This window comes from Flavobacterium polysaccharolyticum, assembly GCF_038739875.1.
Lineage (GTDB): Bacteria > Bacteroidota > Bacteroidia > Flavobacteriales > Flavobacteriaceae > Flavobacterium > Flavobacterium polysaccharolyticum.
In genome coordinates this window covers 66,280-89,492 of the sequence record NZ_JBCGDP010000007.1, presented here as the reverse complement: position 1 = coordinate 89,492, position 23,213 = coordinate 66,280, and the positions used below count along the sequence as shown (strand labels likewise).

The 23,213-nt window shown below is 37.1% G+C and carries 14 protein-coding genes; 10 read left to right on the top strand and 4 right to left on the bottom strand.

Features of this window, described 5'->3' with window-relative positions:
• Nucleotides 1-40 precede the first annotated feature (40 nt).
• The 10 genes from WFZ86_RS08845 to WFZ86_RS08800 all read left to right on the top strand — a co-directional run bounded on the left by WFZ86_RS08845 (nt 41) and on the right by WFZ86_RS08800 (nt 14,791).
• On the top strand, nt 41-1,588 hold the full coding sequence (locus tag WFZ86_RS08845) for an alpha-N-arabinofuranosidase (RefSeq protein WP_342691601.1): 1,548 nt from the start codon (nt 41-43) through the stop codon (nt 1,586-1,588).
• A 12-nt stretch (nt 1,589-1,600) separates the two neighbouring features.
• The gene (locus tag WFZ86_RS08840) at nt 1,601-3,223 is read left to right on the top strand and encodes an arabinan endo-1,5-alpha-L-arabinosidase (protein WP_342691600.1); all 1,623 of its coding nucleotides are present in this window, start codon (nt 1,601-1,603) and stop codon (nt 3,221-3,223) included.
• 25 nt (nt 3,224-3,248) lie between these two features.
• Nucleotides 3,249-4,220, top strand: a complete 972-nt coding sequence (locus WFZ86_RS08835; RefSeq protein WP_342691599.1) for a glycoside hydrolase family 43 protein — start codon at nt 3,249-3,251, stop codon at nt 4,218-4,220.
• A 34-nt stretch (nt 4,221-4,254) separates the two neighbouring features.
• Entirely contained in the window at nt 4,255-5,238 is a 984-nt protein-coding gene (locus tag WFZ86_RS08830) for an arabinan endo-1,5-alpha-L-arabinosidase (RefSeq protein WP_342691598.1), read from the top strand.
• A 5-nt stretch (nt 5,239-5,243) separates the two neighbouring features.
• The gene (locus WFZ86_RS08825) at nt 5,244-7,211 is read left to right on the top strand and encodes a glycoside hydrolase family 127 protein (RefSeq protein WP_342691597.1); all 1,968 of its coding nucleotides are present in this window, start codon (nt 5,244-5,246) and stop codon (nt 7,209-7,211) included.
• A gap of 57 nt (nt 7,212-7,268) precedes the next feature.
• Entirely contained in the window at nt 7,269-9,254 is a 1,986-nt protein-coding gene (locus WFZ86_RS08820; RefSeq protein ID WP_342691596.1) for an alpha-L-arabinofuranosidase C-terminal domain-containing protein, read from the top strand.
• Between the two features lie 169 nt (nt 9,255-9,423).
• Nucleotides 9,424-11,115, top strand: coding sequence for a ribulokinase (locus WFZ86_RS08815; RefSeq protein WP_342691595.1), 1,692 nt, complete (start codon nt 9,424-9,426; stop codon nt 11,113-11,115).
• Nucleotides 11,099-11,800 carry an L-ribulose-5-phosphate 4-epimerase gene (locus tag WFZ86_RS08810; protein WP_342691594.1) on the top strand — a complete coding sequence of 234 codons (702 nt, stop codon included), beginning with the start codon at nt 11,099-11,101 and terminating at the stop codon, nt 11,798-11,800. Before WFZ86_RS08815 ends, WFZ86_RS08810 begins: the two co-directional genes overlap by 17 nt.
• Before the next feature lie 94 nt (nt 11,801-11,894).
• Nucleotides 11,895-13,403 (top strand): L-arabinose isomerase, encoded by a 1,509-nt coding sequence (araA, locus tag WFZ86_RS08805; RefSeq protein ID WP_342691593.1) that lies wholly within the window; start codon nt 11,895-11,897, stop codon nt 13,401-13,403.
• Nucleotides 13,404-13,603: 200 nt separating this feature from the next.
• Entirely contained in the window at nt 13,604-14,791 is a 1,188-nt protein-coding gene (locus tag WFZ86_RS08800) for an aldose epimerase family protein (protein WP_342691592.1), read from the top strand.
• A 380-nt stretch (nt 14,792-15,171) separates the two neighbouring features.
• On the opposite strand, the gene WFZ86_RS08795 is transcribed toward WFZ86_RS08800, so the two are convergent.
• The 4 genes from WFZ86_RS08795 to WFZ86_RS08780 all read right to left on the bottom strand — a co-directional run bounded on the left by WFZ86_RS08795 (nt 15,172) and on the right by WFZ86_RS08780 (nt 23,069).
• Entirely contained in the window at nt 15,172-17,091 is a 1,920-nt protein-coding gene (locus WFZ86_RS08795; protein WP_342691591.1) for a glycoside hydrolase family 97 protein, read from the bottom strand.
• Between the two features lie 149 nt (nt 17,092-17,240).
• The gene (locus WFZ86_RS08790; protein WP_342691590.1) at nt 17,241-18,566 is read right to left on the bottom strand and encodes a vanadium-dependent haloperoxidase; all 1,326 of its coding nucleotides are present in this window, start codon (nt 18,564-18,566) and stop codon (nt 17,241-17,243) included.
• A gap of 6 nt (nt 18,567-18,572) precedes the next feature.
• Complete coding sequence (locus WFZ86_RS08785) at nt 18,573-21,869, bottom strand: VCBS repeat-containing protein (RefSeq protein WP_342691589.1); 3,297 nt, start codon at nt 21,867-21,869, stop codon at nt 18,573-18,575.
• A gap of 180 nt (nt 21,870-22,049) precedes the next feature.
• Nucleotides 22,050-23,069, bottom strand: coding sequence for a sialidase family protein (locus tag WFZ86_RS08780; protein ID WP_342691588.1), 1,020 nt, complete (start codon nt 23,067-23,069; stop codon nt 22,050-22,052).
• Nucleotides 23,070-23,213: the final 144 nt, after the last annotated feature.

Sequence of the window (23,213 nt, the reverse complement as noted above, 5' to 3'; positions counted from 1 at the left end):
AAGAAACCCAAAGCCTCCATTCTTCATAAAGCCCATTATCATGAAAAAATCATTAGTAGTACTTTTTGCCCTTACCCTATGTAGTTCCTTTGTTTTGGCACAAAATAAAGTGACTGTCGTTACATTACAAAACACCAAAGAATCACCTACTATAAGCAAACACATTTATGGCCATTTTGCTGAACACCTAGGACGATCCATTTATGGTGGCTTTTTTGTTGGTGACACTTCCAAAATACCAAACACAAACGGAGTTAGAAATGATATTATAAAAGCTTTAAAAGAACTTCAAATTCCAAATCTAAGATGGCCTGGCGGTTGTTTTGCTGATACCTATCACTGGAAAGACGGTATTGGTCCGAAAGAACAAAGACCTACCATAGTCAATAAATGGTGGGGAGGTACAACCGAAGACAATAGCTTTGGAACCCACGACTTCCTCAACCTATGTGAAGCACTTGGAGCAGAACCCTATCTTTCTGGAAATGTGGGAAGTGGTACAGTTCAAGAATTAGCAGATTGGGTACAATACACCAACTTTAGCGGAAAAAGTCCGATGAGTGATTTGCGTCAAAAAAATGGTAGAACAGCCCCTTGGAAAGTTAAATTTTGGGGAATAGGTAATGAAGCATGGGGTTGTGGTGGTAACATGACCGCTGAATACTATGCTGGTGAATATAGAAAGTATGCCACTTTCATGTCTGATTGGGAAAATACTGGAGGCATTACACGTATTGCCTCTGGCTCCAATAGCGCCGATTATAATTGGACTGAAGTTTTAATGAAAAACATCCCACTGAATATGCTTGGCGGAGTGGGTGTTCATCACTATGCAGTAATAGATTGGAATAAAAAAGGAGACGGTGTAGACTTTACAGAAAACCAATATTTCCAAACCATGAAATCGGCACTAAAAATGGAAGAATTAGTGACCAAACATGGCGCTATTATGGACAAATACGATCCTGAGAAAAAAGTAGCCATTATGGTTGATGAATGGGGAGCTTGGTACGAGGTAGAAAAAGGAACCAATCCCGGATTCTTGTATCAACAAAACACAATGCGTGATGCTGTTTTAGCTGGGGCAACACTTAATATTTTTAACAATCACGCCGATAGAGTGCGCATGGCCAATTTAGCTCAATGTGTCAATGTATTGCAAGCTGTGATTCTAACAGATAAGGCCAAAATGATTGTAACGCCTACCTATCACGTAATGAAAATGTATAGCGTACACCAAGAAGCTAAATTGATACCTGTAACATTTCAATCACCAAACTATACTTTTAATGGAGAAACTCTTCCTGCAGTATCCGTATCGGCTTCAAAAAATAACAACGGTACTATTCATATTTCGCTAGTAAATCTAGACACTAAGAACAAAAATACCATTGAAATTGCAGTAAATGAACTTGGAGTAAAAAACTTCACAGGAACTATACTAAGCTCGGCTAAATTACAAGACTACAACAGTTTTGATACTCCAAACAAAATTACTACCAATACATTCAAAGGTTTCGAAAACAAAAATGGAAAACTTCAAATCACCATTCCTCCATTCGCTGTAGTGGTTTTAGAAGGAAAATAAAAGCTGAAAGTCATGAAAAAAGCAACTGCATTTGTAAAAAATATAATTCATCTAGGCCTATTTATACTAATCATAACTATGGTTAGTTGTTCTAAAGATGAACCCACAACAACGGATCCAACAACAACTCCTACACCTACACCAACTCCTACGCCATCTACATTTGCAGGACCTACTTACCCAGACAATTATACGGTAAACGCCTCATGGGGCAATCGTTTACAATGGAATTTGGCCAATGTGCATGATCCATCAGTAGAGAAAAGTGGAGAATACTACTACATGTACCAAACCGATGCTTCCTATGGAAATGCACATGAAGGTAATGGTCACTTTTTTTACAGACGTTCCAAAGATTTAATCAATTGGGAATTTATGGGTGCTGCAATGACACAAGCACCTGCTTGGGTAAAGGATTCCTTAAACAACAAAAGAGCCAGAATGAATCCCGCTTTACCCGCAATTACCAATCCAAGTTATGGTTTTTGGGCACCTTGTGTAAGAAAGGTAGGCAATGTATACCGAATGTATTATAGCATTGTCGTAACCAACCCAATTGTTGGTACTGATACCAATACATCTTGGACAGAGCGTGCTTTTATTGGCCTTGCCGAAACAAGTGATTTGGCTTCTAATAATTGGACCGATAAAGGCATGGTCGTTTGTTCAGAACCCGATGGTGCAAAAAGTTATGTCCGAAATGGAGGAAATGATTGGGGTGCCTATTTCAAATTTAATGCTATAGATCCAAGTTTTATTGAAACTCCCGAAGGTGAACAATACCTTGTTTATGGTTCTTGGCACTCAGGGATTGCTGCTGTAAAACTAAATCCAACTACTGGAAAACCTTATCAACTCAAAACAATAGATGATTATGGTGTTCGAATTGCAGGTCGTGGTAATGTAAACACCAATCGTTGGCAAGCGCTTGAAGGTCCAGAAATTATCTATAATCCAGACACGCAGTATTACTATTTATTTCTAGCCTACGACGAACTTTCGGTGGCCTACAATACTCGTGTAGCTCGTTCCAAAAGTATTCTAGGTCCTTATGTTACCATTAGCGGACAAAGCGTTACTACTGGTGCCGAAACTTGGCCAATAGTGACTCATCCTTACGCATTCAACAATCACACGGGTTGGGTAGGATTTGCTCATTGTGCGGTATTCCAAGACCCCACGTCTAAACAATGGTACTACGCCTCTCAGGCAAGACTACCAGAAGGTGTAGCGGGAATAGCGGTTTCGAATGCTGTAATGATGGGACACGTACGCGAAATAGAATGGACTCCAGATGGATGGCCTGTAGTAGCTCCAGAACGCTATGCTGGTGTTCCAAAAACAAGCATAACAGAAGCTAATATCATTGGAACATGGGAATTTATCACTATGAATTATCAATACAAAACCATGCAAAAAGCAGTAACTGTTTATATGACTGCTGACAAAAAAGTAAGCGGTGGGGTAACCGGTACTTGGGCGTATGATAGTAGTACCAAAATTTTAACTTTTAACGGAAATAAATGCATTGTAAAAGATGCATGGGATTGGGAGGCCTCTACCCGAAAAGTGACGCTAACGTTTACTGGATTAAATTCTGGTGGGCAATCACTTTGGGGCAAAAAATCAAATTAACTCCAAGAACCAAACAAGAACAACAATGAAGAAAGTTCTTTTAATTGTACCTCTGCTTATTGGCAATATTGCCATAATCTCAGCACAAAACAAGGCTACAAAAGCCGCTGAGATTAAGAAAGAGAACAACCCAATAATCACCGAAAAGTATACTGGGGATCCTGCCGCATTGGTATACAAAGACAAAGTATATCTTTATGCAGGTCATGATGAGGCACCAAACGATTTCAATTTTTATAAAATGAACGAATGGTTGGTCTATTCATCCTCAGACATGAAGCAATGGCAAGAACATCCTGTACCGCTCAAAGTGACCGATTTTGAATGGGCTTCTGGAGACGCTTGGGCCTCACAAGTCATAGAAAGAAACGGAAAATTCTACTGGTATGTGACCGTTTCTCATAAAACCATTAACGGTAAAGCTATAGGTATTGCTGTTGCTGATACTCCTACAGGTCCGTTTAAAGATGCCCTAGGAAAAGCACTTATTACGAATGACATGACCACTCAAACTAAAATTGATTGGGATGATATTGACCCAACCATATTTATCGATTCAGATAGTCAGGCTTATTTGTTTTGGGGGAATTCCGTTTGTCATTACGTTAAACTAAAAGAAAACATGCTCGAAATGGAAGGTCCTATTCAAACCATTTCCTTGCCCCATTTCACCGAAGCTCCTTGGATTCACAAACATAAGCAATGGTATTATTTATCCTATGCTTACCAATTTCCTGAAAAAATAGCCTATGCCATGAGCAAATCTATCAACGGACCATGGGAGTTCAAAGGCATTCTAAATGAACTTGCTGGTAACTCAAACACAAATCATCAATCAATCATTGCCTTTAAAGGGAAAGATTATTTCATTTATCACAATGGAGCGATACAACCCAATGGGGGTAGTTTTAGAAGATCAGTTTGTGTAGATCAATTGTTCTACAACAAAGATGGCACGATGAAACGGGTAGTAATGACCACCGAAGGCATTCAATAAAAACCTTGTTTTAGTTTAAAAAAAAATACATGCAATGAAATTTCACAAAAAAATAGCGACTCCACTTGCCCTATTTATGCTACTCATAACCACTGTATCATTGGCGCAAAACAATATGGTTCATGATCCTGTGGTTATCAAACAAAAAGACACCTACTATCTGTACTGTACGGGTAAAGGCATCAGCGTTTTAAGTTCCAAAGATTTAAAAAACTGGCAACCAGAGCCTCCTATCTTTAAAGAAAAACCGCACTGGGTAGATGTCGTGGTTCCCAATTTTGACAACCATATTTGGGCACCTGATATCTCTTTTCATAATAATACATATTACTTGTATTACTCTGTCTCGGCTTTCGCCAAAAACACATCTGCTATTGGTGTAGCGACTAATACAACTTTAAACCCCAAAGACCCCGCCTATAAATGGATTGACCATGGTATTGTGATCCAGTCACAACCGAATCGCGATATGTGGAATGCCATTGATCCCAATTTGGTTTTTGACGATAGCAACACCCATTGGTTAACTTTTGGCTCTTTTTGGGAAGGACTAAAAATGGTGAAACTTAATCCAGATTTGAAATCTATTGCTAACCCACAAGAATGGCACACCATTGCCAAACGCAAACGCTCTTTTGATTTACCCGACACCGATCCTGGTGATGCTGCACTCGAAGCGCCATTTATCTTTAAGAAAAAGGGATATTATTATCTATTTCTTTCATGGGATTTGTGCTGTAGAGGAGACAAAAGCACATACAAAGTGGTAGTAGGAAGATCCAAAAACCCGACTGGTCCTTATGTAGACAAAACCGGGAAATCACTCGCTGAAGGAGGAGGTAGTTTAGTGGTAGAAGGAGACGAAAACTATTTTGGCGTAGGCCACAACAGCGTCTATACTTTTGACAACAAAGATTATATTTTTTACCATGGTTACGAAAAAAAGTCTAACGGCACCCCAAAATTGATTATAAAAGAAATACTCTGGGACACTGAAGATTGGCCTTCATTAAAATAAAAAACATGAAAAAATTAATATCCTCCCTAAGTTTTCTATTACTATTACCAATAGTTTTTGCGTCATGGAAAGGAATTCCACCTAAAAAAACCAAAGCACTTCCTCCAAAAGGATATGCGATAACTCCTGTCAATATTCAACAGGTAAAACTAACAGATGCTTTTTGGTTACCCATTATTAAAATAGTACAAGAAGTAACCATAGAATATGCCATTCAAAAATGTAAAGAAGAAGGGCGTTTGGACAACTTTTTGATTGCTGGCGGACAAATGAAAGGCGAGGTAAAAGGTCAATTCCCCTTTGATGATACCGATGTGTACAAAATTATTGAAGGCGCCTCAAACACATTGATTAGCGAACCCAATCCAAAATTAGAAAAACAACTAGATGCTTTGATTGCTATTATCAAAATAGGTCAAGAAAAAGACGGCTACTTAACAACTTGGAGAACAATAAATCCAATGAAGCCACCTGCTCCTTGGGTAAAAACCGTAACAGGCAAAAAATGGGAATCATTAATATCTAGTCATGAATTATACAATTCTGGTCATTTAATCGAAGCGGCGGTAGTGCATTATAAAGCCACTAACAAAAGAAACTTTTTGGATATTGCGATTAAAAATGCAAACCTACTAGTACAAACTTTTGGAGATCAACCCCATCAAGTGCATGGCGTTCCTGGCCATCAAATAGTAGAAACTGGATTAGTAAATCTATATCAAATTACCAAAAACAAAGCCTATCTAAAACTAGCGAAGTATTATCTCGATAATAGAGGAAATCCAAAAAATCATAAGTTATATGGAGCTTATTCCCAAGATGACATTCCGGTTATCCAACAAAAAGAAGCAGTAGGTCACGCAGTAAGAGCTGTTTATATGTATGCAGGAATGACTGATATTGCTGCAATATACAACGACAAAAACTACTTGAATGCGGTAAATAATTTATGGACAAACATGGTTAACAAAAAAATGTACCTCACTGGTGGTATTGGAGCCAAACATGATGGAGAAGCTTTTGGCGAAAACTACGAATTGCCCAATCTTACTGCTTACAACGAAACTTGTGCCGCTATTGGTGATGTATATTGGAATCACAGATTGCACAACTTGACTGGAAAATCTGATTATTTCGATGTAATTGAACGCTCTTTATACAACGGATTAATCTCTGGAATATCCCTAGACGGAAAACAATTTTTCTATCCCAATGCTTTAGAGTCTGATGGAATACACAAAAACAACAGGGGATCCTGCACCCGTCAATCATGGTTTGATTGTTCATGCTGTCCTACGAACTTGATTCGGTTTATTCCCTCGATTCCTGGATTGATTTATTCTCAAAGCAAAAACACCCTTTATGTAAATTTATACGCTTCGAATACCGCCAAAGTAACATTAGAAAAAACCGAATTAGAGATTAGTCAACAAACCAATTACCCTTGGAATGGGAAAGTTACACTAGCTGTTACTCCAAAAAACACAGCAACATTCACCCTCAAATTACGAATTCCAGGATGGGCAAGGAATCAAGTAATTCCTGGAGATTTGTATCATTATGCCAACACTTCTACTGCAAAAACTAAGGTAACTATAAATGGAATCCCTTTTGAAGGCAAAGAAAATGAAGGATACATAAGCATCCATCGAAAATGGAAAAAAGGGGATGCTATTGCGATGGATTTTCCAATGGAAGTTCAAAAAGTTATCACCAATGAAAAAGTAGTGACCAACAAAGATAAAATGGCACTAGAATATGGCCCCATTGTATATGCAATAGAAGAAATGGATAACAAAGACAGCTTCGATGCCATAAAAATCAATCCATCAGAAACTTTCAAAGTAACATATACCCCTAGTTTTCTCAACGGAATTAATATAATTGAAAATTCAAACCTAAAAGCCATTCCTTACTACTCATGGTCCAATAGAGGGGTTGGAAAAATGAAAGTTTGGATAGATAAGAAATAAAAAGAGTACCTAAGAAACTTAGATTATTTATAAAAAATAGAAATAAAGTAACAAAATATGAAATCAAAGCTAATCACAAAAATAACCCTATGCGGTCTTTTACTAAGTGGTGTATATGGCATGGCGCAAACCAATACATTTGAAGTAGAAGTTGGAAAATCGGTCACCAAAATTCAGCCCACCATGTACGGGGTATTTTTTGAAGACATCAACTTCGCCGCCGATGGTGGTTTGTATGCCGAAATGATCAAAAATCGCTCCTTCGAATTCGAACTGCCTTTTATGGGCTGGCAAGAACCTAACAGCGACCGACACAAGTTAAACACAAACTCGGGAATTGCGAAAATCATAAAATACGCTACCGAAGGCACCAATCATAGCTATTGCCGTGTAACCATCAACGAACCCAAAGGATATGAACTCATCAATGAAGGATTTAGAGGAATGGGAATTAAAAAAGACGCCCGATACAATATATCGCTCAATGCAGCCAAAGAATCAGGGAATATTTCCAAAATAAAAATCCAATTCATTGACAAAAACAATACTGTTCTCGGAGAATCCTCTATCACTCCTACTGCATCCAATTGGACCAATTATACCTCCCAACTAATTGCTACAAAAACAGAAGCCAAAGCCAGAATCAAAATCACTTTTGAAGGAACTGGCGTACTAGATTTAGACATGATTTCTCTTTTCCCAGAAGATACTTGGAAAGGAAGAAAAAACGGAATGCGTAAAGATTTAGTGCAACTTTTATACGATCTAAAACCTGGTTTTCTTCGTTTTCCTGGCGGTTGTATTGTAGAAGGAAGAACACTAGCACAACGCTATCAATGGAAAAAAACCGTAGGTGAAGTAGCAAAAAGAGAAACTTTAATCAACAGATGGAATACCGAGTTTGCTCACAAACCAACACCAGACTATTTTCAAAGTTTTGGTCTTGGATTTTATGAATACTTTCTCCTTTCAGAAGATATTGGAGCCGCACCACTACCTATCTTAAGTTGTGGTATGGCCTGTCAGTTTAATACTGGTGAATTAGTTCCAATGGAAAAATTAGACCCTTATGTACAAGACGCCTTAGACCTCATCGAGTTTGCCAATGGCGATGTAACTACTCCTTGGGGAAAAATCCGTTCAGAAATGGGACACCCCAAACCCTTTAATCTAAAACATATTGGAGTTGGTAACGAGCAATGGGGGCCTGATTATATCGAGCGCTTTAAAGTTTTCGAAAAGGCTATCAAAGCTAAATACCCTAGTATCATTATTGTTTCTGGCTCTGGTCCTTTTCCCGAAGGAGATTATTTTGACTACGCTCATTCTGAACTCAAAAAACTTAATGCCGAAATTGTGGATGAGCATTATTACAAAAGTCCAGAATGGTTCCGAAAAAATGCTACTCGTTATGACAGCTATGATCGCAAAGGACCCAAAATATTCGCTGGAGAATATGCTGCACAAAGTGTAGAAATTGCTAGTCCTGACAATAAAAACAATTGGGAATGTGCTTTCTCTGAAGCTGCTTTTATCACCGGAATGGAGCGCAATGCCGAAGTAGTTCACCTTACCTCCTATGCACCGCTATTAGCTCACGAAGAAGGATGGCAATGGACACCCGATATGATTTGGTTTAACAATTTAGAATCTTTTGGAACACCAAATTATTATGTACAACAACTGTTCTCGAATAATAAAGGAACAGATTTAATTACCATTACCGAAAAAGGAAAAGCCATTACAGGGCAAAACGACCTGTTTGCATCGGCAGTGAAAGATGTCAATACCAAAGAGGTAATCGTAAAAATTGTCAATACCAAAGATACCCCTCAAAAAGTGAATTTGAACTTCAAAAATGCCAAATTGGAATCAAAAGGAGAACTAATCACCTTAAAAGGAGATCAATTAAATGATGAAAATTCATTTGCAACACCTAAGAAAATTAGCCCCATCACAAGCATGCTTACCCTTAACGGAACTGATGCCAATTTAAATCTAGCGGCTTACTCGGTAACCGTTTTAAAAATAAAGATGAAATAATCTTAGTAAATCAAAGAATTGGTTATAAAAAGCATACACTTTATCACCAAAAAGCCTTGATTTACTTAGCATTTAATAAAAAGATAATTGCCATAAATTATTAAGTGTTTATTAAACACTTATAAAACAAAAAAGAGTATATTTGTTATCAGATTTAAAGAATATGACAATGAAAAACTATGTAATAGGTCTTGATTACGGAACAGACTCTGTTCGTGCGGTGTTGATTGATACTGATAACGGACAAGAAATAGCGTCTAATGTTCATTATTATCAAAGATGGAAAAATAAACAGTATTGTAACGCTGCGATCAACCAATTTCGCCAACATCCTTTGGATCATATCGAAGGATTAGAAAACACTATACAACAAGTAGTTGCTTCAGGAAATGTGTCACCTTCACAAATCAAAAGTATTTGTATTGACACCACAGGTTCTTCCCCAATTCCTGTGGTCCAAGACGGCACTCCTCTAGCGCTTACCAAAGGTTTTGAGGAGAATCCTAATGCGATGATGATTCTCTGGAAAGACCACACCGCCATAAACGAAGCCAACGAAATCAATGAACTAGCGGCCAACTGGGGAGGAGAAAATTTCACCAAATACGAAGGAGGAATTTATTCTTCGGAATGGTTTTGGGCAAAAATCTTACACATTGCTCGTCAAGATGAAGCCGTAAAAAATGCCACCTATACTTGGATGGAACACTGTGATTTGATGACTTATTTACTAATTGATTCCAAAGATTTAAAAACATTCAAACGCTCTCGTTGTGCCGCCGGACATAAAGCAATGTGGCACGAAGACTGGAACGGCCTTCCACCAGAAGAATTCTTGGCAAAATTAGATCCCTATTTGGCCTCTTTGAGAGGGAAACTCTACGACGAAACCTATACTTCGGATATAGTAGCTGGAAATCTAAGTCAAGAATGGGCAACTCGATTGGGACTTACCACTGATACACTCATTGCTGTAGGAACATTTGATGCGCATTCGGGAGCGGTAGGTGCAAAAATCGAAGAACATACTTTGGTACGCGTTATGGGAACCTCAACTTGTGATATCATTGTAGATACCAAGGCATCAATAGGAGCCAAAACTGTTCGTGGCATTTGCGGACAAGTAGATGGCTCTGTAATCCCAGGATTTATTGGACTAGAAGCAGGGCAATCTGCCTTTGGTGACTTATTGGCTTGGTACAAAGAATTACTAATGTGGCCTACAGAAAAAGTGTTGGCCTCTTCTACCCTTTTGACACCTTCGCAAAAAGATGCGTTAAGAACAGAAATCAGTGATAAACTTATTATAGAACTAACTGCCGAAGCAGAAAAAATTCCATTATCAGAAAGTGTGCCCATTGCTTTAGACTGGATTAACGGAAGACGAACTCCCGATGCCAATCAAGAATTGAAAAGTGCCCTATCCAATTTATCATTGGGTACCAAAGCCCCACATTTATTTAAATCATTAGTGAATGCCATCTGTTTTGGCTCTAAAAAAATTGTAGATCGCTTTGAAGAAGAAGGCGTGAAAATCAATAGCGTTATTGGTATTGGTGGTGTAGCAAGAAAATCGCCTTTTATCATGCAAACTTTGGCAAATGTGCTGAACAAACCCATCAAAGTGGCTGCTTCAGATCAAACTCCAGCTTTGGGAGCCGCCATTTATGCCGCTGTTGCCGCAGGTATTTACCCCAACGTAATCGAAGCCAGTCAAAAAATGGGAAGCGATTTCGAAAGCGAATATTTACCACAGCTAGACAAAGTGGCCGCTTACAATAAACTGCTATTAGCCTACGAACAATTAAGTCAATTTGCTGATCCGTCCCTAAAAAACCAACACTATGAGCACGCTATATAAAGACCTGAAACAAGAATGTTATGAAGCCAATATGCAACTGAATGCTTTGAATTTGGTCGTATATACTTTTGGCAATGTAAGTGCGGTAGATCGAGAAAAAGGGGTTTTTGCCATCAAACCAAGTGGTGTACCTTATGAAGACTTAAAACCCGAAGATATGGTGATACTTGACTTTGACAACAACATCATCGAAGGAACTATGCGTCCATCATCGGATACCAAAACGCATGCTTATTTGTATAAAAACTGGCCTAACATTGGCGGAGTAGCTCATACCCATGCAACTTACTCTGTAGCTTGGGCTCAATCGCAACTCGATATTCCGATTTTTGGAACCACTCACGCCGATCATTTAACGGCAGACATCCCTTGTGCGCCACCAATGGCCGATTCACTTATTGAAGGAAATTACGAACACAATACAGGAATCCAAATTTTGGATTGTTTCAAAGAAAAAAACCTTTCTTATGAAGAAGTGGAAATGGTATTGATTGGCAATCACGGCCCTTTTGCTTGGGGAAAAAACGCTGCCAAAGCGGTTTACAACAGTAAAGTACTTGAAGTAGTTGCCGAAATGGCCTATCTAACCTTACAAATTAATCCAAATGCCCCTAGATTGAAGGATTCTTTAATCAAAAAACATTACGAGCGCAAACACGGAAAGGATTCGTATTACGGTCAATAATTTTAGTGTAAGGTTTCTTTGGTTTACAGTTGTTTAAACTAAAACGAACCTTTAAACAATGTTAACCTTTAAACAATTTAAAAAAAATATTATAATGATAGATCTCTCTCAAAAAGAAATTTGGTTTGTAGTCGGAAGCCAAGAATTATACGGTGAAGAAACTCTAAGAAAAGTAGCAGAACATTCACAAATTATTGCAAAAGGGCTAGATGCTTCTGCAAAATTACCCGTTAAATTAATTTATAAAGATGTCGTAAAATCGCCTGCACAAATTACAAATGTGTGCTTAGAAGCCAATACCAACAAAAACTGTATTGGGATCATCGCTTGGATGCATACCTTCTCTCCAGCCAAAATGTGGATTGGTGGTTTGAGTATTTTGAACAAACCTTTATGCCATTTACACACCCAATTCAATGCCGAAATCCCTTGGGCTAGTATTGATATGGATTTTATGAACTTGAACCAATCCGCTCATGGAGACCGAGAGTTTGGATTTATCATGTCTAGAATGCGTAAAAAACGCAAAGTAGTGGTAGGTCATTGGGAGGACGAAAGAGTACAAACCAAATTAGGCAATTGGACAAGAGTAGCCTTAGGCTGGAATGAATTACAAAACCTAAAAGTGGCTCGTATTGGCGACAATATGCGAGAAGTTGCCGTTACGGAAGGGGATAAAGTAGAAGCTCAAATACGTTTTGGTGTATCTGTAAATGGTTACGACTCATCGGATGTGACCAAACATATCGAGAAAATAACCGACAAACAACTGAACGATTTATTGGCGGTTTATGAAGCTTCTTATACTTTGACTCCTTCTTTGAAAGAAGGTGGAGCACAAAGACAATCACTAGTAGATGCTGCAAAAATAGAATTAGGACTAAGAGCTTTCTTGGAAGAAGGTGGTTTTGGAGCTTTTACTGATACGTTTGAAAATTTAGGCGTTTGGAAACAATTACCTGGAATTGCGACACAACGTTTGATGGCCGATGGCTACGGCTTTGGTGGCGAAGGCGATTGGAAAACAGCAGCAATGGTAAGAGCGTTGAAAGTTATGAATGTAGGCCTTGAAGGAGGAACCTCGTTCATGGAAGATTATACCTACCACTTCACTCCACAAAAATCGTATGTTTTAGGATCACATATGTTAGAAATTTGTCCTTCCATTTCAGATGGAAAACCTTCTTGTGAAGTACATCCGTTAGGCATTGGTGGAAAAGAAGATCCAGCCCGTTTGGTGTTTAATTCTCCAGCTGGCGATGCCATCAACGTATCTTTGGTAGATATGGGTACTCGTTTTAGATTGATTGTAAACGAAGTAACGGCTGTAAAACCAATGGCTGATTTACCAAAACTTCCTGTGGCGCGTGTCGTATGGGATTGTAAACCAAACCTTGATATTGCAGCTACGGCTTGGATTCTTGCTGGTGGGGCGCATCATACGGTTTATAGCCAAGCAGTAACTACCGAATTTATGGAAGATTTTGCAGATATTGCTGGCATCGAATTATTGGTAATTGATGAAAAAACAACAATAAGAGACTTTAAAGACAAGCTTAATGCTAATGAAGCATACTTTCATTTGTTTCAACATGGCTTGTAAAAAGAAAAAGGTGTAGGTTAGCACTGTCCGCGTGAGTGATGGCAGTGGAGCTCTTTTTTTGATTCCGTTTTTTCGGAATCAAAAAAAAGCGGGAACGTACAGCACGACCCGTAGTCTCGTCTTTTCTGACGAGACGAAGGGGCACGCCCAACAAAAATTTTTTGTTTATAGTTATTTCTAAAAACCAAAAAAACAAATATATGAATCTAGTAAAACGTTGTATTTATGGAATTTCCATTTTAAGTTTAGCAAGTATGAATGTGCAATGCAAAGGAGAAAAAAAAACAGATGCAGCGGAAACTGCACTTGAAACGAAAGCTACGGATGCTGTATCTATAGCCAAAACAATGTATGGTAAAACAGATAAAGGGGTACAAATAGACCGCTATACACTGAAAAACCAAAAAGGAATGGAAGTTGACATCATCACTTATGGTGGAATTATTTCTTCCCTAAAAGTGCCTAACAAAGCGGGAAAATCCGAGGAAGTGGTACTTGGTTTTAACTCATTGGAACAATACATGAAGCCTAATCCGTATTTTGGAGCACTTATCGGAAGATATGGCAACCGTATTGCAAAAGGTAAATTTACTTTGGATGGAAAACAATATTCCTTGGCGATCAACAACACCCCAAATGCCTTGCACGGAGGTCCTGAAGGTTTTCACCGAGTGGTTTGGACTGCCGAAGAAGCCAAAGGAGGTGATACTGCTTCGCTAAAATTGAAGTATGTAGCCAAAGATATGGAAGAAGGTTATCCTGGCAACTTGACGGTTTTTGTAACCTATACTTTGAATAAAGACAATGCTTTGGATGTTTTGTATGAAGCCACTACCGATAAAAAAACGATCGTAAACCTAACACAACATTCGTATTTCAATCTGTCTGCTGATTTTTCTAAACCTATTTTAGACCACGAAATCATGATTGATGCAGACAAATTGATTCCTGTAGCTGCAACTTTGATTCCAACTGGACAGTTGACGGATGTTACCAATACTCCATTTGACTTTAGAAAACCGAAATTGGTTGGTGCAGCAATAGAAGCCAAAGACGAACAATTGAAAAACGGATTGGGTTATGACCATTGCTGGGTCTTGAACAACCAAAACAAAGGAGAACGATTAGTAGCCTCAGCTTATCATGCTACAAGCGGAAGAGTAGTAGAAGTGTACACAGACCAACCTGGTATTCAGTTCTACTCTGGTAACTTTTTGGATGGAACTTTACCAATGAGAAACGGTGGTACCTATGCGCATAGAACTGGTTTTTGCTTGGAAACACAACATTATCCAGATTCGCCCAATCAAAAAGATTTTCCTACGACTGCGTTAAGTCCAGGGGAAAACTATAAAACAAAAACAACTTTTAAGTTTTCGGTTAAATAATAAAATAAATAATCTGGGTTCGATAAGTAAAGTAAGTTGATTTTTTGAATACATCTTATTTACTAAATACAATCATCGAAATCAGAACAACCCATGAAAGAAACCCTAACTAATTATAGATTGAATTTTTCTACACATAAATAAGTCAACTGGTTATTGCTTGTAATTATGGTATTAGTTAGTACCCCGAGAGTTATACTTTCGGGGTTTTTTATTGATTTAAATTCTAATTCCTATCGAAGAAGTTCGTTACTATTTTAAAGAAAAATTGGTTGGTTCTTATTCAAAATCAAAAGGATGTTCATAAGAACAGTAGCACAGATCCTGAAGAAAAACCAACCAAATTTGTTTTATCATAAATTACACAATCCTCATAGCGATTATATTTTTACCACAAATCCGTCGTTGGGCTGTATGGTTACCGAAAGTGGCTTTGCCTTAGTAACAGGAAGCTTTTCAAAACCATTCTCACCATCAGTAATCAAAAAGCCGTTTGTTTGGGTTACAAATGACAAATCGATTGTTATTGTTTTGGCTACGTTTTCGGCATTGATGCCCACAATATGCCAGATGTTATTTTTCTTTCTTGCCATTACGATATACTTTCCAGGATAGCCCTCAATAAATTTGGAGTCCTCCCAATTCGTTGGTATATCTTTTAAATAATCCACAACATAACTAGGCATTTTGGCCATTCCTTCAGGAATTTCGGCTATGTGTTGAATTCCCGACAAGAACAAAACAGGAAGTGCCAGTTCAAAGGCAGGGGTTGTTTTACGTGTAATTCCAGGTATAGCATCGAGTACCATGGGAGTAAAATCCATAGGGTCAAAAACATTACGTGTAAACGGAATAGTAGCACAATGTGTAGGCTGTTTGTCGGCATCGGGTTGTCCAAAAGTAATAAACTCCTCCCCTTTGATGGCCTCTGTAGTCAACAAGTGAGGATAGGTACGCTGCCAACCTCTAGGAAGTGTCGCACCGTGAAAATTAACCAACAATTGGTATTTGGCTGTAGCTTTCAATAATTCGTGATAATAAGCAATCATCGATTGGCCGTCGCCTCCAAAGAAATCTATTTTGACTCCCGCAATGCCTATTTCTTTCAACCTTCCAAATTCGGCGGCTCTACTTTCTGGTGTCAAGAGTTTACTTTTAGGATGGTATTCTGTTCCGTTCCAACTCCCAGAAGAATTGTACCAAACTAGTAATTTTACTTTCTTGGTTTTTCCATATTCAACCAATTCTTTGAGTTTATCAACGCCAATTCGGGTATCCCAATCAGCATCTATCAAACAATAAGGCCAATTCATACTCGCCGCATAATCTATAAACTGACGCGTAATAGCATAATTAACCGATTCGTCTTTCAACAGCACCCAACTCCATGAAGCTAGTCCTCCTTTTATGAAAGAAGTATCCATTTTGATAGCTGGTTCGGCCAGATCGGTTCCCAAAGTACTTTCGGTAATTGTGCTTAAAGTACCAATAGTTATGAGACGCCAAGGGGTGCGCCAAGGCAAAACAGATTCAGGTTGTAGCGCACCATTAGGAAAAACTTCTTGTTTTTGAGGAAAAGTAACCTGCAATGCCTGTGCATTGTCGTTATAAACCAATCTTGAACCACAGTATTTATCGTGTAGTCCAGTTTCTGAAAGTAACACCCATGCTGCATTGGTTTCAAAAAGTGCTGGATACACCCATCCTTCGCCTATCTCTGGTTGAGTAAGTACAGGAACTCCCATGGCATAATGTTCCTCGTAAGAAGGGTTGGTTTCTTTCCATCCCGTCTTGGCCTTGGCCATAGGTTGCAACCAAGATTTGGTAGTAGAATCGAAATTGTAGGTCGTTTTTTCTTCAATTATTTTTTTTATATCCTTAGAATAGGAAGGAAAATAATAACGAAAAGCCACGCCATCTTTCGAAAGTTGAAAAATGATCTCCATCGGTTCGCCTTTGCCATTTACAAGACTTACAATGTATTGATTGGCCAAATAAGAAATATCTTTTCGCTTGCCCTGAAGCATGGTGTAATGATCATTTACTTTTTTAGCTCTAGAAATTGCAACAATTTTTAAATCCGAGTAAAAATTGGCATCTTCACGGATAATGCCTAGTTGCGAGGTATTGATCACCAATTTATTTTTATAGAAAACCCGATAAACAGCTGTTTTTTCAGGAGACAACTCAAACGCTACTTCGATAGTTTTATCAGCGTTGACCAAAATATAAGGACTGGATTTCACCGTAAACGAAGTGAAAAACAACAGTACTATTCCTAAAGTGAGAACTTGTTTCATTTTTTAAGTGTTTTTATTACACTTACAAGTTTACAACAAAAAAAGGAGTTAAAATAGCGATTGGCTCTAAAATTTAGTCGGTTGGTTCTATTTTATATAGAGAAAAAAGCACTTTTCCCAAACCGGCTTTTCTATGCTTTACACATAAATTACTTATCAATCTTATAATTCCTTAGCAGATTAGATGCCATATACTTGCCAATTTCTTGTCCTTGCAAAACACCATTATCGATAGCATCTCTATAATGTATGCCACCATATAATCTAGAAACAGCGGCTTCTTGAGAAGCCTGTATAAAGGATTTAAATTTTCGTTCAGGCAAACCAAATTCAATTTCAGTAGTATCTTCAAAAGAAAAGTTATCGCCAAAAAATTGGGTAAGCACAACGGCAACTGCTGATGAAATTACGCTATGTCCAGATGTATATTCAGGAAACGGAGGCGTTTGTAATAAAGGTTTCCATGTCTTATCGATATATTTCTTAATTGCGGTTTCTGGTCTTATCCTATTGCTTCTGTACTTTTCGTCCCAACAGCTAATAAAGGCATCATGCAAAGTAATTGCCACAACGGAATGAATAAAAACTGTCTGCGATAAACTTATTTGCTTTTTTAAACAAGCAATTCCAGTAATACCCATCCAATGTCCGCCAGGTGAAATTTTTTTCAACCCAAACTCAACATGACCAATCTGATTTAAAATAAAAGGATTACAGTCCCAGAAACTGGCAATCGCTCTTTGCTTCTTGGTCAAACTATTTACAACCGTATACACCTCCTTCATTTGCTTATAAAAAGAAGCCGTCGAAGCAAGATCAAAGGCCGCGGGTTCTTTTGGTTTAAATTGACTAGATGATTCTAGTAAAAAGGGTCTAATTGTATTCCAATTGGGCTCAAGAGCTTGCATATAGCCAGGACCTGTGGGCTCCCAATAACCTTCGCCTACTACAGGACTGTACTTTTTATAACTACTCAATTTACTAAATCCATCCGTTTTTACGTACTCTATCATTTGCTTAACTACCAAATTTACTAACTCCTCCGAATGTTGCACTTGGTCTTTAGGAATTCCTTTTTTAATTGCTACTTGTCGCAATGAATCGATTTTATCAGAGAATAAATAACCAGAGGGCAAAAGTTTTTCAGCCATTTTAAAAACTGCGGAAACTGTTGCAAAAGATTGACTGCTTTTTGAAACAAGTGTATCAGGAATTATGATCTTTTTAAAACTTCTAATAGCGGGATACAAAGAATTGCTGTTTTGGTCAAATAACGACGAAACTTCATTTGAAGTAAGTGTTACATATGAATAATATCTCCCTGCTGCTACTGGGGAAGTCACATCATTAACCATTACATCTGTAACCTTTTTTAAAGCAATGATATACTCTTTGGATGAAAATGTTTGATCTTGTTGAGAAAACACCTTCCCAGTAATAAGGATCAAGAATAAAACGAAGCCAACTTTATTCATATGAATTTAATTAAAATTATAAACAGAAGGAGTTTGATTATTTACTGAAAAAATGACTCTTTTTACCTCTTTGGACTGGATTGAAATAATATCTCTAACACAGCCATTCACTATTAAACCTGAATCTAACTGAGGGATATAAGTAAAATTTCCTTTTCCGTCTCCAGTTAATAAAACACCATAATTAGCATCAATTTTTCCGATTTTAATTCGAGTTTGTTCTATGTTACCTCCTAATAAAATATCCAGATTACCATCATTATTATAGTCAGCTGTTCCAATGGCATAAACAGGAGCATAATTCGCCTGAATTGGTAAACTATGTTTTACAAAACCTCCGTTTTTATTTTCGAACCAAACCGTTTCGAAAGTAGACGCTTTTAATTGCTTTGATAGCTTTAATTGTTCTGAAGTTAAAATTTCGTTGATCGTAACTTCTGAATAGGATTCGTAATTTGGAAACCGCTGGCGTAAACTAACCATTTGATCTGTAAGTTCATCTCTACTGGCCATAGGAAATGATTTTCCTTGTACAAAACAAGAAACAAAAGGATCTACCGACCCATTTTTATCAAAATCTCCGTAACACAATGTTGCGGGTTCTTTCTCATTTACATGAATTTGGCTGTTATTTCCCCAATTGGCAGCCACTAAGTCCATATCTCCATCAGCATCAAAATCAGCCAAAGCTAGTCGATTCCACCATCCTTCTAAAGACTCGGGAAAATACTTGTTAGTTGCATCAGAAAATTTACCTCCATTATTTTCAAAACAACTAATTTTCATCCATTCCCCACAAACAATCAACTCGGCTTTGCCATCTTTATTGATGTCATACCATAAGGCGTCAGTGACCATCCCTATTTCTTCTAAAGTTGGTGCTATAGCTTCTATCTTATTGGTAAAAAACCCTTTCCCGTCATTTATCAATAACATATTTTTTGGCGTCTCTGGATATCTTCCTGGAATCACACGACTCCCAACAAATAAATCTAGATCACCATCATGATCAATATCGATAGCTTTTACACAAGAACCACTATTCGTTTCAAGAGGTAATGCATTATTTCTTTTTTCAAATACACTATTGTTATTGATATACAATCTATCTTGTAGCTCTGGTGCTTTTTCACCAAAAGCGTATCCGCCACTTACTACATATAAGTCTAAATCACCATCACTGTCTGCATCAAAAAACAAGGCATCTGTATCTTCTGATGCTTTATCATCATCAAAATCTTTTTGATTATAAGTAATAAATTCTCCGTTGGGTTGTTGCAATAATAATTGTCCTGACTGTCCTCTTGCACCGCAAATAAAAATATCTTCTAACTTATCTTTATTAATATCCCCTTTTGTCATATGTGGCCCGCTGTAAGAAATCATATTAGGCATTAAAGGTTGTACTTTAAAATCATTGGTTTGTTCCTCTGAATGACTAAATGGAATCGTATTGTTTTCTGAAAAAAAGATTGTTTTGTTAACTGCTTTGGGGGCAATTGAATTAACCTTTGTGGTTTCATATTTAATTACAATAGATGTATTTGCAACAATATCTTTCTTTATAGTCTGTATTTTTCTATTAGGCCAATAAATAGAAATAGAATCAATTGTAGCCGAAGGGAGTCCTATGTGCATTGGTTGTTGCATAGAACTTTGAAAACCATGAACTGGGTAATTTTCTTGAGTTACTGTACCTTTGGGAGTGAACACTTTCACTTTTGCTCCTAAAGCATTTGTATTTTGGATGGACATTCTCAAATCTAAATTCAAATAACTTCCAGATTTACCTATTTCAACTGCATTATTTTTGTAAATAGCGGCTACATCATTCATTCTGTTTATAACAAGATCCAAATCCCCATCATTATCTAGATCTGAATAAACAGCACCGTGAGAAAAATTTTCATCTTCTAACCCCCAATCTATTGATTGATCCTTGAACTGAAGATGCCCAGTATTCTCGAATATAAAATTATGAAGGGGAGTTGAAGGCACTCCTTTCAGCATTTGGAACATATTGTCTTCGGTTTCTCCTCTTAAATGTTTTAACCGTTCGTTTGCATAAAACTTAACAAAATCACGATTAATCATATCCTTACCATATCCATTTGAAACAAATAAATCTTTGTTCCCATCATTATTAAAATCGGCAAATAAAGCGGACCAACTCCAGTCGGTATTAGAAACACCACTTAATTGCCCCGTTTCGCTAAAAGTATTATTCCCATTATTTACTTGTAGCATATTACGCATCAACTGATGATAAAAACCATTTTTTAATGTGTTTTCGTAGAGTTCATAATTGTCTGGTGCATATAATAATTTTTGCCTTTTATTATCCGCAGGAAGCATGTCTAGGGTATAAATATCTGACCAACCATCATTATTTATATCCGCAATATCTGCACCCATAGAAAAGTTAGAAATGTGTCCAATCTGTTCTTTCAACTTTTCCGTAAAAGTTCCATCAGTATTGTTTATGTATAAATAATCTTCTTCGACATAATCATTAGAAACATATAAATCTGCCCAACCATCATTATTAACATCACTCACGACAACAGATAATCCGTACCCGATAGGATTAGAAATGATGTTGGCTTGTACAGTAACATCCGTAAAACGATTAGCGTCATTGCGATACAACCGATCACCAGCATCAGGGTCAATCATTTTTTTCACGAAAGAAGCATCAAAATTTCGCAGTTGTTTGATATTATGATTCAGTACAAAAAGGTCTAAGTCCCCATCATTATCATAATCGAAAAAAGCGGCTTGTGTAGCATATCCTTGATCTGCAATACCCATTTCATCAGCTTTATCCTTAAATGAAATTTCTCCAATAGCATTCGGTCCACTATTAATTAACATTTGATTTTTTCTTTTTTCAGGTTCTACATCGCCTGAATAACAAACATAAATATCTAACCATCCATCTCCATTTATGTCAACTACACTTACTCCGGTCTTCCAACCTCTTCGCCCACCAACACCAGCTTTTTTAGTAACATCTTCAAACTTTAAATTGCCTTTGTTGATATACATCTTATTGGGTTGTAAATTTGAAGTAAAATACAAATCGATTAATCCGTCATTATTGAAATCCCCAGATGCCACTCCACCTCCATTATAAAAATATTCATAAGTAATAATATTAAGTTGAGGAGATTCTGGAAGATAATTATTGAACTTAATACCTGTATCTTCCGAAGCTAACAATGTAAATAACTTTGTATGCTGCGAAAAAACAGGTGAAAAAAACAACAAACTCAACCCAATAAATAAGCAAACTCTCTTCATATTTTTTGTGTATTAAAATTGAATTTTTAATAGATGTAAATGTCTCCCTAATAATAAATTACTAAAACTAAACATAAAAGTTCAAGTATGTCTTACGCCCTGTTTGATGGATCTTAAAAAATGTAATTATCATTTTTTTAAGGTCATTAAGGATTTAAAAACTGTAATCTTAAAGCTAATTTATATATTAAAAGCTACATGCTTAATGTATTTTCGATTGTAAGTATATAAAATATGTATTTTCCCGTCTAAAGTCTGAATAACAGCAGGATAACTAAATTCTCCTTCGCTTTGATTTTCAAGATCAAAAAGCTTTTTCCAATGCAGTCCGTCGTTAGAATATTCTACATCAAGAACATTGCGCCCATTGAACCAGTCTTTACCTTGCGGTAATGGATTATTGACCAATAAAAAAGACTTTTTGGACAATGTTATTGCATCAATTCCTGAATTAGAATTAATCACATTCAGGCTGTCAGTGTGACTCCATTGTTGGCCTGTATCGGTAGACCAACTACTGATGATTTTATTGTGCTTACTTCTGGATAACATTTGAATAGTATTCTTTGAATGAACAAGAAATGTCGGCTGGATGATATTAAACCCCTTTTCATTTTCAACAGCAACCTTCTCCCAACTATCCGTTGCTTCTGTATACATTTCAACATGTACTCGCCATTCTTTATTATCAATACTTTCAGTACTGCTGCCACACAAAATAACACCTTGGCCTACCTCAATAGGCTTATTTTTAATGGGGCCAAGTAATCCTTTAGGTAAGTATTTAGGAGCGCTCCAAGAAGTCCCATTATCTTTTGATACTGTCATGGCACCAAACCATTCTCTGGGATTTTTCCCAACCTTGTAAAACAAATACAAATTTTGGCTTTTACTTTTGAATAATACTGGATTCCAACAAGGTAACGTATCTCCTTCTCTGATTAAGGGCTTAATCAATTGATTAGGAGCAGACCAGACTTTCCCATTATAAACCGCTGTATAAATCCCTACATCTTTAGCACCTTCATGCTTCCCACCAAACCACGCTGCCATAAGTTGGTTTGACTCCAACTCAACTAATGTTGCCGCATGACTACTGCTAGTTATTGGCTGATTCGTTATGAGCGTATTAGTTATATTGCCTACTTTTAATTTCTTTGTTGAAGAGCAGGAAACATTAAACAAAATTAGTATTAGCACTAAATAATTAAATTTTAAAATCATTGTTTATTGTTATTTTTAAACTTTTTGATGAAGTCATTTAAACTTTTTTAATTGATTGAAAATATCCTTTTTCCTTACATGTATATTCTACACAGCTTTAATAGTATTATTTAACTATGA